Genomic DNA, 12,011 nt, shown 5'->3' with positions numbered 1-12,011 from the left:
ATACAATTTTATTTTATTATTAGAGTTAAATTTATTGATATAGTAAACAAGGATTGAATAATTGAATATCAATAAAAGTCTAACATAATCCTAATTCCCTTTGATTTCAAAATCCATATCTTTGCAAAATGAATAAAACCACTTTTGCAGATTTCGATTTACCGGAAAAGATTCTTGATGTTCTAGCCGATTTAGATTTATTTGAACCGACGCCGATTCAGGAAAAAAGTTTGAAACCGATTCTTTCAGGTCGTGATGTAATGGGAATTGCACAGACCGGAACCGGAAAAACTTTGGCTTATCTGCTTCCTGTTCTCAAAACTTGGAAATATAACAAAACGGGAAATCCGACGGTTTTGGTTCTCGTTCCTACAAGAGAATTGGTGGTTCAGGTGACGGAAGTTCTTGAAAAACTGACGGAAAATATCACTGCAAGAGTTATCGGAGTTTATGGTGGGAAAAATATCAATACGCAGAAATTGTTGTTCAATGACGGATGTGATATTTTGGTTGGAACTCCGGGTAGAGTAATGGATTTGTCGATTGATAATGCGATTTCTCTCAGAGAAGTTAATAAATTAATCATTGATGAATTTGACGAAATGCTGAATCTTGGTTTCCGTCCGCAACTCACGCACATTTTCGAAATGATGAAAGAGAAAAGACAAAACATTCTTTTCTCCGCAACAATGACGGAAGCTCTAGACGAAATATTGAACGAATATTTCGCTTCTCCAATCGAGATTTCCTTGGCAAGATCGGGAACACCTTTGGAAAAAATTGCGCAGTCTGCGATTCCTGTAGATAATTTCAATACCAAATTGAATCTATTAATTCATCTTTTGAAAACCGAAGATAATCTTGAAAAAATCTTGATTTTCGCTAATAATAAAAAACACGCAGATTTAATTTTTGATAAACTAAATGTTGAATTTCCAGATGAATTTGGAGTCATTCACTCGAATAAATCTCAGAATTTCAGATTAAGAGTAATGCAGGAATTCAGTAATGAAGAATTGCGAGGTGTGATTACGACAGATATTATGGCGAGAGGTTTGGATATTCCGGATATTTCTCACGTTTTCAACTTCGAGGTTCCTGAAGTTCCGGAGCAGTACATTCACAGAATCGGTAGAACCGGACGTGCAGATAAAGACGGAATCGCTATTACTTTCTACACCAAAAAAGAAGAAGCTCAACTTCTCGACATCGAATTATTGATGGATAAAGAAATCAATAAAACCGAATTCCCAGAAGAAGTTACTATTTCTAAAGTCAAAATCGCGTCTGAACAGGATGAAGTGAAAATGAAATTCCTAACCACAGCAAAACTCAACGAAGGCGAATCTGCTTTCCACGAGAAAAAGGATAAGAACAAGAAAATTAATCTTGGAGGACCAAGTAAGAGAAAACCACCGAAGAAATTTGGAGCGAATAGAGCGCAACAGAAAGCAAAGTCAAAAGCTAAGAGAAAGAAATAAAAAAAATGCCTCAGGATTTTATGAGGCGTCTTTAGTTTTATTGTTTGATATAAATACCAATTACTTTATCAATAATTCCATCCGAATTTTGGTCGGCTTTGTCACTTACGACAATTTGAAGTTCAGTTTTGGAAAGAGAATTTACAGTAACAATATCTCGGGTTAAGCCATCAGCTTTATAGGTCATTGTTTTTGTAGATTCATTATAGATGTAATCCATTTCATCTTGGAAAGCGATATTGCCACATTCTCCAGTAATAGGATTTAGAAAAAATTCATTTATAAATTTTCCATTAGTTTTATAAATGTAATTGGACTTTTTTCTACAATCTGACTCTGGAATTGTATTGGAATAAATTATAGAACCATCTTTTCCAGATACAAACCTGTAATCAATAAGCTTCCAAGTTCCTACAAATGAAGGTTTTGTTTCTTCATTATCATCATCTTTTCTGCAAGAAATAATTGCTAGTGAAGCTAAGGCAAATAGAATAAGTTTTTTCACGGTATTAATTTTCTACAAATAAAATAAAAATTGATTAATAATGAAAATCAACTCCTAATCCACTTCCAGATCTCCTTCAAATTTGCCTTATTTCCGTACATCAAAATCCCAACTCTATAGATTTTCGCAGCAATATAAACCATCAGTAGCGTAGAAGCAATCAATAGGAAAATCGATAACAAAATCTCCCAAAGCGGAACACCAAACGGAATTCTCGCAATCATCGCAACTGGCGAAGTAAATGGAATAATCGACAGCCAAAAAGCCATCGGACCATCTGGGTTATTCATAATAGTGAAACTTCCGTAAAGTCCCAACATCAACGGAACAATCGCAAACATCGTAAACTGTTGAGTTTCCGTTTCATTATCAACTGCACTTCCAATCGCTGCATACATCGAGCTGTAAAAGATATAACCGAACAAAAAGAAAAATACAAAAACGCTAATGATTCCTACATAATTCATATCCAAAAGGATATGAGAAACCTCGGTTGCAATTTGTTGAAAATCCATATTTTTCATTATCTCGCTTTGTTCTGCAGGCATATTTTTTTGCATCGCAGCAAATCCTGTATTAAGGAAAAGTGCAGCAGTCACAGACATCGCAATCCAAATAATAAACTGTGTCAAAGCGACCAAAGTCACACCCAAGATTTTTCCCATCATCAACTCAAAAGGTTTTACGGACGAAATGATGATTTCCACAACACGGTTGTTTTTTTCTTCCAAAACGCTTCGCATCACACGAACGCCGTAAATGATGATGAACATAAAAACCACATACATTAGTCCAAAACTCAACGCTGTTTTAATTCCGAAAGCGAGATCACTTTCTGGGCTGTCACTTTCCGTCACATTTTGAGAAATGATTTTGAAATTTTTATCAAGATTTACAATTCTGTCTTCGGAGATTCCCAGTTGTTTTATTTTTTCTTTTTTCAGAATATTGCTTAGGTCTGTCGCAATAGCAGATTTTGTATCGATGCCAATTTTTTTATTCGTTAGTAGTTTTGTTCCACTTTCCAGCGCATCAAAATTCTTATCTTTCAGTTCTGGAATTATGAGGATTCCGTCAGAACCTTTCATTTCTTTCAGGCTTTTAACTAGAGCATTTTCTACGTTGGTTGATACAAAAGTGTAAGTAATATCTTTTGTTGATTTCAATTGACCAGCGAAAATTCCGCTTTTGTCAACCACTTCAAATTTGTATTCAGCTTCGTTGGCTTTAAACATAAAACCAATTAACGCACCAAATCCCACTATCATCAATGGGGCCAAAATCGTCAAAATAATAAAAGATTTTTTCTTAACCTGCGTCAGAAATTCTCTTTTCGTTATGAGGAATATATTTTTCATTCTTTTTGTAAAAAGTAAAATGTATTAAGTAAAAAGTAAAAAGTAAAATGTAAAATCCGTCAACTATCAACCACGAACAGCATTAATGAAAACCTCATTCATACTCGGGATTTTCTCGTTGAAGGTTCTTATCGTTCCCGTTTTCAGAAGGTCTTGCAAAAGAATGTTTTGATTCTCTGTATTTTTCAATTCAAAATTGAAAAGACCATTCGCAGTTCCAAGATTTTCGATTTGATACTTTCTCGTCAGTTCCTCCAGGTTTTCAGAATTCACATCCGACAAAACCACAGAAAAAACATTTTGTTTAAACTGTTCTCGAACATCAAAAACTTTCCCATCCAAGACTTTCTTAGAATTGTTGATGAGCGCCACAAAATCACACATTTCCTCTACACTTTCCATTCTGTGAGTCGATAAGATTATTGTCGTTCCTTCGTTTTTCAGGCGAATGATCTGGTCTTTGATGAGGTTCGCATTCACTGGGTCAAATCCTGAAAAAGGCTCATCCAGAATCAGTAATTTCGGACGATGCAGAACCGTGACCACAAACTGGATTTTCTGTGCCATTCCTTTCGAAAGTTCACTCAGTTTTTTCTTCCACCATTGGTCGATATTAAGTTGCTCGAACCAAAATTTCGCTTGTGAAAGTGCTTCTTGTCGGGACATTCCTTTCAATTCACCAAAATACAAAAGCTGGTCGCCCACCGTCATATTCTTGTAAAGACCGCGTTCTTCCGGCATATAACCAATGTTTTTGATATGTTCTAGATTCAGTTTTTGGCCGTCAATCCAAACATTTCCCTCATCAGCCTGAGTGATTTGATTAATGATTCGGATAAACGACGTTTTTCCTGCACCATTTGGTCCAAGAAGGCCATAAATACTCGCAGTTGGAACTTCAATAGAAAAGTCCTGAAGCGCAATTTTCTTCCCGGCGTTGTATGTTTTTTTGATATGTTCTGCTCTCAGCATACAGATTTTTTTAATTTTTTTAGAAGCAAGACGATTGGTCCTTCGATTCACTATTCCAACCCGCTGTCCGCTATATCTTTTTTTTGCAAAAAAGGATACCGCTACCATCGGGGCTATATTGAGGTTTCGTCTTTCTTCTCAACGATTTTAAAACCTCACAAAATTAGTTTAAAAAAGACAAAAATGTTACATAAATACTTTGTAATTCAACTGTACTTTATCATTACGCCAAAACTCAATTACGACTTACTGGGATTCATTAATCAATTTTTATCATAAAAAAATAGAATTAATGATTTTTGCAACTTGCTGATTTGTAATGAAATCCGTGCATTTGCCTCAACGTAATGAATCAACGCCTCAACGTAATGAATCAACGACCTAACGAAATGAATCAACGCTTCAACGTAATAAATCAATGAGTTAACTAATTAAATCAAAGGCATTACTAACTTAATCAACAAGACTTTGTAATGGATCAACCACTCTTCGAAATGTGTTTTGAGCTTATCCAAGCTCTTTAGGAGTTAACTGATATAGTCAAAGCTCCGTAGAAGTAATCCCATTGCTTTGAGATTATATTCTTAGCTATCTACAAAATATTTTTAATAAGTTCAAAAAATCTTTGTGGACTTTGTATTCAAAACCCCAAAGTCGAATTTAAAATAATTAAATTTGCGCTACAAAAGCAATTTGCTAAAATCCAAACTATGACTCAAGAATTTTTGGGAAGTTCCCAATTCCAGATATCCAATCAACTCGTTTCTGCAAGCTGTCCTTCCAATATTGCACTCATCAAATATTGGGGAAAATACGAAAATCAAATTCCGGCCAATCCAAGTATCAGCTATACTTTGAACCATTGCAGAACCAACACGACGATGGAGTTTTTTGCTGGAGAAGACTTTTCTGTACAAACTTTTTTGGCGGGAAATGAAGAGGGAAAATTCGCTGAGAAAATTGAAAAATATTTCAAAAACATCGAGCAATATCTGCCTTGGATTCTGAAAGGAAAGTATATCATTAAAACCGAAAATACATTTCCCCACAGCTCAGGAATCGCAAGTTCAGCTTCCGGTTTTGGAGCAATTGCAAAATGTCTGATGAATCTGGATGAGATTTTTAATAAAGAAGGCTTCGAGAGCCTCAGCCTGACAAAAGAGAAAAAAGAAAGTTTTCTTGCAAGATTAGGAAGCGGAAGTGCTTGCAGAAGTCTTTATGAAGGTTTGGTTGTTTGGGGAAAAACTGAAGAAGTGGAAGGTAGTTCAGATTTGTTTGCAGTTCCTTATAATAATGATGAGATTCATCCGATTTTCAAAAACTTTAACGATTGGGTATTACTGATTCACGAAGGTCAGAAATCGGTTTCTTCAACGGTTGGTCACGGTTTGATGGACACCAATCCATATGCAGAAAGACGTTTCCAAGAAGCACACGAGAATTTTACCAAACTAAAAACTATTCTTTCATCTGGCGATATGGAAGGTTTCATCAAATTGGTCGAGCACGAGGCTTTGACACTTCACGCAATGATGATGATGAGCGAGCCGGCATTTATTCTGATGAAAACGGGAACTCTGGAAGTTATTAATAAGATTTGGGATTTCAGAAGAATTACAGGATTATCATTATTTTTCACTTTAGACGCAGGTGCAAATGTTCATCTTCTTTTCCCGAATGATATCGACAACGACAGAATCACAGATTTCATCAAAACAGAACTGATTCCATTGACTCAGAAAGGTGGAGTAGTGAAAGATGTGATGAGGTTTTAAGAAGTCAGAAGCTAGATGTTAGAAGTCAGAAGTTAAAATCAATATAATTAATAATGAAAAAACTTGATTTTGATGTTTGGGTAGCTTCGCATGCAAGCCAATTCAATTTGCACGAGAGACATAAATCTGGAGATGCTTATAATCCGAAATTGTTTATGGATAAGGGAAATTATTTCAAACAGCTGAAAGAATTGGAAACTGATTATTTGGAAAAATTGAAAGAGGAATCAAAATAAAATAAAATGAAAATCCATCATATCGCCATCATTTGTTCAGATTACGAAGTTTCAAAAAAATTCTATACAGAAGTTTTAGGACTTAATAATATTCGGGAAGTTTATCGTGAAGAAAGACAGTCTTACAAACTGGATTTAGCAATCGGAGAACATTATGTGATTGAATTATTCTCTTTCCCAAATCCGCCAGCTCGACCTTCAAGACCGGAAAGTTGTGGACTTCGTCATCTCGCTTTTTCAGTTGAAAATTTAGAAGAAAAAAGAAACGAATTAATTTCAAAGGGATTAGAATGCGAAGAAATCAGAATTGATGAATTTACGGATAAGAAATTCTTCTTTACAACCGATCCTGATAATTTACCTTTGGAGTTTTATGAAAATTAAACTTGAGATAATAGACGGATAGATAAAAGACTTTGAAAATCAATTATCATTTATCGATTATCAATTATACTAATGAGCGTAACCAGTTAGAAAACTTACAACCATAATTGTCAAAACAATGAGAGAAATGATGACATAAGTGTAATCTTTTTCTTTCAAATATCCGATTAATGCAAAGATAATTCTGACTAATGGCGTTAATATCAAAAGCAAAATTCCCAATTGAATAATCGCCATTCCTTCACCTTTACAAAGCGAATCCCAGAAGCTTCCCCAGACTTTTTCGGAGGAATCTCCCATTTCCAAAAGTCTGTATTTTCTTGGCATCACAAAACCTTCTGAAAAGAGTTTAATAAAGCCAATTAGAGAAGTTACTACGGAAAGAATTACGCCCAATCTTAAAAGATTTCCAACGGAACGGTTTAAATCAACGTCTGTAAATGGTTTTGTTCTCATTAATGGAAATTTTTATTGACACCGTTGTACATCATATAAATTGAAAGAATCGTGATTACGATTGCGAAAAATACTTTCAGTTTCTTCGTTTTAGAAACCATTAAAGTTTTAGAACCAATAAAACTTCCTACAACTACACCAATCAAAACCGGTGCGGCGATTACTGGAATAATCTGTCCTCTTTGAAAATAAATCAAGGCGCCAGCAACAGCCGTTACACCAATCATAAAGTTACTTGTTGTAGTGGAAACTTTGAAAGGTAATTTCATCATATTATCCATTGCCAAAACCTTCAAAGCACCAGAACCAATTCCTAAAAGCCCAGACATTGCGCCTGCAAAAACCATCATCAAAAATCCTGGGATTGTATTTCGGGAAGCATAATGTTTGATGCCGTCTTTATCTGGGAAAGTTCCATAAAGCTTGAGTTTATCAGCCAAACTACCTTTGATTAATTCTTCCTGATGGTCAGGTTTTCCTTTAAGATTTAATAAAACTGTCAAAATTAGAATACTCGCAAAAATAATCCCAATTGTATTCGGATTTAGAAATCCTGAGACCAAAGCTCCGGAAACAGCTCCCGTTGTGGTTGCAATCTCCAAAAACATTCCGATTCGCATATTGGTAAAACCTTCTTTTACAAAAGCCACTGCTGCGCCAGAAGAAGTTCCAATAACCGAGATAAGAGAAGCGCCAATCGCATAATGCATCGGAACACCAAAACCAAGTGTGAGAAGAGGAATAATGATGACACCGCCACCCAGACCTGTAAGAGAACCCATCAATCCGGCAGCAATCGCTCCAATAAAGAGAATTATGATTTCTGACATCCGACAAATATAAAACCTTTGAGAAGAATTTTGTCTTAAAATTGAATAAATTTCTATGTTTTTGATTCCTATAATTTCTACCAAATTCATATGAAATGAGAGACTTTAGCTTCAATTTTATGTCATTTAAACCAAGCAACACCAGCAAAAAAATCTCTATTTTTGTAGAAAATATTGACAGATGAAAATCGGATTTTTGTTATTGAGTATTCTGCCCATTTTTGGGTTTTCTCAGACTTCAGAAGAGGATTGGGTTAAAGCAACGGTTAATCAATTATTTAATGGAATGAAAACTTCTGATTCTGTATTGATTAGAAAATCGTTTTCTAAAAATGCTGTTTTGCAGACGATAACCAAGACTGGCCAAGTCAAAAATGAAAATATTAATGATTTTGTGTTAAGTATTTCTAAAGCTGAAAAGCAAAGTCTGGATGAAAGAATCAAATTTTCAAATATCTTGATTGACGGAAATCTGGCTTCGGTTTGGACGCCTTATGATTTTTATTACAAAAGCCAATTCTCGCATTGCGGAGTCAATTCTTTTCAATTGGTAAAATCGAATAGCGAATGGAAAATCCAATACATCATCGATACAAGAAGAAAAGATAATTGTAGGAAATAATATCAATAGGAATGGGCTTTAGCCCATTTTTTAATTTAAAAATCAATTGACTTTAGTCAAAAAATAATTTGCGAAATTTGCGTTTAAAAATAAATCTAAAAATAAAGTAAAAAATGAAAATCGGAATTTTAGGAGGTGGACAACTCGGTCGAATGTTCATTCAGGAAGCATTGAAATATGATGATGAATTCTATGTTCTAGACCCAAATCCAGAATGTTCTTGTGCAAATATTTCGCATTTCACAAAAGGTGATTTCAATGATTATGACACTGTTTTGGAATTTGGAAGAGACAAAGATGTTGTAACAATCGAGATAGAACACGTAAATGCAGATGCACTTGAAGAACTCGAAAATCAAGGTGTAAAAGTCGTTCCTAATTCTAAAATTATCAAAATTATTCAGCAGAAGATTCTCCAGAAACAATTTTATGAGGAAAATAGAATTCCGTCTCCTGAATTTGAAATTATGGATGGAAGTGAAGATGAAATCAAAATCCAAATTCCATTTGTCCAAAAACTGAATACAGGCGGTTACGACGGAAAAGGTGTTCAGCTACTTCGTTCCAATGACGATTGGAGAAATCTTTGGACTCAAGAATCTGTTTTGGAAAATCTTGTTGATATTGATAAAGAATTATCCGTGATTGTTGCTAAAAACGAAAACGGAGAAATCAAAACATTTCCTGTGACAGAAATGGTTGCCGATTCAAAACTGAATCTTCTTGATTTCAATATTTGTCCAGCTGATATTTCTGATGAAACCCAAAAAGAAATTGATGTAATTGCGAATCAATTCATCAAAAGTGCAGATTCTGCAGGGCTTTTCGCCATCGAATTGTTCCTTGACAAAAATGGAAAAGTCTGGGTCAATGAAACGGCTCCAAGACTTCACAATTCTGGACATCAATCACAAGAAGGTAACTCAAATTCTCAGTTTGAGCAATTTTATAGAGTTGTGACCAACTCGCCTTTAGCGGATACAGAAGTTTTCGGGTTTTCAGGAATGCTGAATCTTGTCGGCGAAGACAATTATTCAGGAAAAGTGAAATATGAAGGTCTGGAAGAAGTTCTCAAACTTCCAAAAACCTATGTTCATCTTTATGGAAAAAAAGAAACCAAACCCGGAAGAAAAATGGGACACATTAATGTTCTGGCAGATTCCAAGGAAGAGTTGATGAAAAAACTAATTCATATAAAATCTCTGGTGCGAGTTATTGCATAAAAAAGTAAAGCAAGGTTTTAGACCTTGCTTTTTTTGTTATAAAAAATGAAAATTATTTTGCTTTCATTTTCTCAAGTGTATTATTGTAAGCTTCTTTAGTATCATCTGCTGCTTTCTTGCTGGCTGCTTTTGCATCTTGCGTTGTTTTATTGATGGCTTCTTTGGTATCCTGAGCAGCATCTTTCATGTCTTGTTTGGCATTTTCAGCGGCAACTTTTGTTTTGTCTACAGCTTGATCTACTCCATCTTTAGCATCTTGGGCGGCATTTCCCATTGCTGCTTTTGCATTGTCCCAAGCCGTATTAGCATCAGCTAAAGCTTTTCTGGAAGCAGCTTCAGCTTGTTTGTCTCCTCTTTTTATGGCAGCGTCTAGATCAGCTTGAGCTTTGTATACAGCTGCTTTTGCATCAGTTTCTGATAGGGTAGAAGTTTCTGAAGTTACGACCGCAACTGTATCGTTGTTATTATCTGTAACAACCGTTTTTTCCTGTTTGGTACAAGATGTTGCGAACAATAATGCAGCTGCGGAAGCTGTAAGCATTAAATTTTTCATAGTAAGAAATTTATAAATGTTGTTTGTAATTTTTACTTATCAATTTAATTGCCAATTTTTTATGAATGATTAATTTTTTGTTGCTTGAACATCCCAGGTTTATAATTGATAATGAAAACGCCACAAATAATTAATACTGCGGCAGTGATGAATTTTGCAGAAATAACTTCATCCAAAATCAACCAACTCAGGAAAATACTGATGTTGTATTGACATAAGACAAAATGGAAACCTGCGTAGGCAGAAGTGTTTTAAGTAAATAATTGTAAGCATAAAATGCCAAAACAGAACCGAAAACTGCTAAATAAACAATCGCAGAAATACTTTTTACAGACCAAGCTGAAACATCAATCGTATCAGAAAATGTGAACGCGAAAATCAACTGAACAATCCCAGCCCAAGCGAATTGATAAAACAGATTCAAGAAAAGATTGTTGTTTTGAACGTGCAGTTTTTTCGTGTAAATCGTTCCGCTTGCCCAGCAAAATATAGCTAAAATGAGAATTAATAATCCATTTCTGTATTCCGGAATCATCAAATCGTTGATTCCGTCCCAGAAAATAAATAAAATGCCAGAAAATCCCATCAATAGACCAATTAAAGTTCTGATAGTGAATTTTTCCATTCCGATAATCATACTTCCGATGAAGATAAAAACTGGGGAAAGTGCACTGATTAATGACGTTAAACTACTGGTCAATTCTTTCTCTGCAACCGTTGTCAAACCATTGGCACCAATCAACATCAATGAAGCTAACGTGATTTGAACTCTGAAGTTTTTCCAGCCAATCCATTTCAGGTTTTTGGAGTAAATCAGGATAGGTAATAAAATCAATGATGCTAAAAACTGACGAAAACCCGCAACAAACCAAGGCGGAACAGTTTCTACACCTATTTTGATGCCGAGGAAAGTAGTTCCCCAAACGATGGCGACAATGCAAATAGCGATAATGATTTTGGAATTCAAAGCTGAAAATATAAGTAACAAAGATATTTCAAAAACTTCGCTTTTGCGCATAAATCTTTATCTTTGAACATCTAATAAAAATTGAAATGGTCGGAATAATAATGGGCAGTCAAAGTGATTTGCCAATAATGCAGCAAGCTGCAGATTTTCTAAAATCTCTGGAAATCCCTTACGAACTAACAGTCGTTTCTGCGCACAGAACGCCGGAACGTATGTTCGATTATGCAAAAACAGCGAAAGAAAGAGGTCTGAAAGTTATTGTAGCAGGAGCTGGCGGAGCGGCGCATCTTCCCGGGATGGTTGCCAGTTGTACCACTTTGCCCGTTGTTGGCGTTCCTATTTTGTCCAGCAATTCTATCGATGGGTGGGATTCTGTTTTATCGATTCTGCAAATGCCTTCTGGGATTCCTGTTGCGACAGTTGCTCTGAATGGCGCTGCCAATGCCGGAATTCTCGCTGCGAAAATCATTGGAACTTCCGATTCTCAAGTTTCTGAAAGATTACAAAAATATCAGGATTCGCTGAAAGATAAAGTTCTTGGAACAGTTGAAGACATCAAGAAACAGCATCCGAATCAGTTTGATAAATAGAATGATTTGGGCAGCTTAATCCGTCTTCCGCTCCCGCTTTTTTCTTTTTTGTGAAAAAA

The 12,011-nt window shown here is 35.3% G+C and carries 13 protein-coding genes and 1 pseudogene; 7 read left to right on the top strand and 7 right to left on the bottom strand.

Features of this window, described 5'->3' with window-relative positions:
* Positions 1–128: 128 nt before the first annotated feature.
* Positions 129–1,481 (top strand): DEAD/DEAH box helicase, encoded by a 1,353-nt coding sequence (locus V7P73_RS11915; protein WP_333853974.1) that lies wholly within the window; start codon positions 129–131, stop codon positions 1,479–1,481.
* A 37-nt stretch (positions 1,482–1,518) separates the two neighbouring features.
* Here V7P73_RS11915 and V7P73_RS11910 read toward each other — a convergent pair whose 3' ends face one another.
* From V7P73_RS11910 to V7P73_RS11900, 3 genes are all read right to left on the bottom strand, one after another.
* Entirely contained in the window at positions 1,519–1,986 is a 468-nt protein-coding gene (locus V7P73_RS11910; RefSeq protein ID WP_333853972.1) for a lipocalin family protein, read from the bottom strand.
* Positions 1,987–2,033: 47 nt separating this feature from the next.
* Complete coding sequence (locus V7P73_RS11905) at positions 2,034–3,344, bottom strand: ABC transporter permease (RefSeq protein WP_333853970.1); 1,311 nt, start codon at positions 3,342–3,344, stop codon at positions 2,034–2,036.
* Positions 3,345–3,410: 66 nt separating this feature from the next.
* Complete coding sequence (locus V7P73_RS11900) at positions 3,411–4,316, bottom strand: ABC transporter ATP-binding protein (protein ID WP_333853968.1); 906 nt, start codon at positions 4,314–4,316, stop codon at positions 3,411–3,413.
* 710 nt (positions 4,317–5,026) lie between these two features.
* Between V7P73_RS11900 and V7P73_RS11895 the strand changes: the two genes are divergently transcribed.
* The 3 genes and pseudogenes from V7P73_RS11895 (at position 5,027) to gloA2 (ending at position 6,711) form a co-directional block, all read left to right on the top strand.
* Positions 5,027–6,091 (top strand): diphosphomevalonate/mevalonate 3,5-bisphosphate decarboxylase family protein, encoded by a 1,065-nt coding sequence (locus V7P73_RS11895; RefSeq protein ID WP_333853966.1) that lies wholly within the window; start codon positions 5,027–5,029, stop codon positions 6,089–6,091.
* A 53-nt stretch (positions 6,092–6,144) separates the two neighbouring features.
* Positions 6,145–6,327 (top strand): annotated as a pseudogene (locus V7P73_RS11890) (GOB family subclass B3 metallo-beta-lactamase); the annotation flags it as partial.
* A gap of 6 nt (positions 6,328–6,333) precedes the next feature.
* Positions 6,334–6,711 carry an SMU1112c/YaeR family gloxylase I-like metalloprotein gene (gene gloA2 / locus V7P73_RS11885; protein WP_333853964.1) on the top strand — a complete coding sequence of 126 codons (378 nt, stop codon included), beginning with the start codon at positions 6,334–6,336 and terminating at the stop codon, positions 6,709–6,711.
* Between the two features lie 69 nt (positions 6,712–6,780).
* On the opposite strand, the gene V7P73_RS11880 is transcribed toward gloA2, so the two are convergent.
* Both V7P73_RS11880 and V7P73_RS11875 read right to left on the bottom strand, forming a co-directional pair.
* Entirely contained in the window at positions 6,781–7,167 is a 387-nt protein-coding gene (locus V7P73_RS11880; protein ID WP_333853962.1) for a DUF1634 domain-containing protein, read from the bottom strand.
* Positions 7,167–7,997 carry a sulfite exporter TauE/SafE family protein gene (locus V7P73_RS11875; RefSeq protein ID WP_333853960.1) on the bottom strand — a complete coding sequence of 277 codons (831 nt, stop codon included), beginning with the start codon at positions 7,995–7,997 and terminating at the stop codon, positions 7,167–7,169. The genes V7P73_RS11880 and V7P73_RS11875 overlap by 1 nt, the downstream gene beginning before the upstream one ends.
* Before the next feature lie 181 nt (positions 7,998–8,178).
* Here V7P73_RS11875 and V7P73_RS11870 point away from each other — a divergent pair, with 181 nt between their 5' ends.
* Both V7P73_RS11870 and V7P73_RS11865 read left to right on the top strand, forming a co-directional pair.
* Positions 8,179–8,619 (top strand): nuclear transport factor 2 family protein, encoded by a 441-nt coding sequence (locus tag V7P73_RS11870; protein WP_333853959.1) that lies wholly within the window; start codon positions 8,179–8,181, stop codon positions 8,617–8,619.
* Positions 8,620–8,732: 113 nt separating this feature from the next.
* Positions 8,733–9,842: a 5-(carboxyamino)imidazole ribonucleotide synthase gene (locus V7P73_RS11865; protein WP_333853957.1), complete on the top strand. Its 1,110-nt coding sequence runs from the start codon at positions 8,733–8,735 to the stop codon at positions 9,840–9,842.
* 52 nt (positions 9,843–9,894) lie between these two features.
* On the opposite strand, the gene V7P73_RS11860 is transcribed toward V7P73_RS11865, so the two are convergent.
* On the bottom strand, positions 9,895–10,395 hold the full coding sequence (locus V7P73_RS11860; RefSeq protein ID WP_333853955.1) for a hypothetical protein: 501 nt from the start codon (positions 10,393–10,395) through the stop codon (positions 9,895–9,897).
* 187 nt (positions 10,396–10,582) lie between these two features.
* Entirely contained in the window at positions 10,583–11,413 is an 831-nt protein-coding gene (locus tag V7P73_RS11855; protein WP_333853954.1) for a DMT family transporter, read from the bottom strand.
* Positions 11,414–11,448: 35 nt separating this feature from the next.
* On the opposite strand from V7P73_RS11855, the gene purE reads away from it, so the two are divergent.
* Positions 11,449–11,952 carry a 5-(carboxyamino)imidazole ribonucleotide mutase gene (gene purE, locus V7P73_RS11850; protein ID WP_333853953.1) on the top strand — a complete coding sequence of 168 codons (504 nt, stop codon included), beginning with the start codon at positions 11,449–11,451 and terminating at the stop codon, positions 11,950–11,952.
* Positions 11,953–12,011 lie beyond the last annotated feature (59 nt).

The sequence above is a fragment of the Epilithonimonas sp. genome, assembly GCF_036780765.1.
Classification (GTDB): Bacteria; Bacteroidota; Bacteroidia; order Flavobacteriales; family Weeksellaceae; genus Epilithonimonas.
Note: the sequence above shows the minus strand (reverse complement) of the source record. Positions and strands in the feature narration are given on the sequence as shown.

Excerpts from the sequence above, each read along its gene's own strand:
- V7P73_RS11915 (WP_333853974.1), top strand. The coding sequence starts at position 129 with ATGAATAAAACCACTTTTGCAGATTTCGATTTACCGGAAAAGATTCTT.
- V7P73_RS11905 (WP_333853970.1), bottom strand. The coding sequence starts at position 3,344 with ATGAAAAATATATTCCTCATAACGAAAAGAGAATTTCTGACGCAGGTT.
- V7P73_RS11900 (WP_333853968.1), bottom strand. The coding sequence starts at position 4,316 with ATGCTGAGAGCAGAACATATCAAAAAAACATACAACGCCGGGAAGAAA.
- V7P73_RS11895 (WP_333853966.1), top strand. The coding sequence starts at position 5,027 with ATGACTCAAGAATTTTTGGGAAGTTCCCAATTCCAGATATCCAATCAA.
- gloA2 (WP_333853964.1), top strand. The coding sequence starts at position 6,334 with ATGAAAATCCATCATATCGCCATCATTTGTTCAGATTACGAAGTTTCA.
- V7P73_RS11880 (WP_333853962.1), bottom strand. The coding sequence starts at position 7,167 with ATGAGAACAAAACCATTTACAGACGTTGATTTAAACCGTTCCGTTGGA.
- V7P73_RS11875 (WP_333853960.1), bottom strand. The coding sequence starts at position 7,997 with ATGTCAGAAATCATAATTCTCTTTATTGGAGCGATTGCTGCCGGATTG.
- V7P73_RS11870 (WP_333853959.1), top strand. The coding sequence starts at position 8,179 with ATGAAAATCGGATTTTTGTTATTGAGTATTCTGCCCATTTTTGGGTTT.
- V7P73_RS11865 (WP_333853957.1), top strand. The coding sequence starts at position 8,733 with ATGAAAATCGGAATTTTAGGAGGTGGACAACTCGGTCGAATGTTCATT.
- V7P73_RS11860 (WP_333853955.1), bottom strand. The coding sequence starts at position 10,395 with ATGAAAAATTTAATGCTTACAGCTTCCGCAGCTGCATTATTGTTCGCA.
- V7P73_RS11855 (WP_333853954.1), bottom strand. The coding sequence starts at position 11,413 with ATGCGCAAAAGCGAAGTTTTTGAAATATCTTTGTTACTTATATTTTCA.
- purE (WP_333853953.1), top strand. The coding sequence starts at position 11,449 with ATGGTCGGAATAATAATGGGCAGTCAAAGTGATTTGCCAATAATGCAG.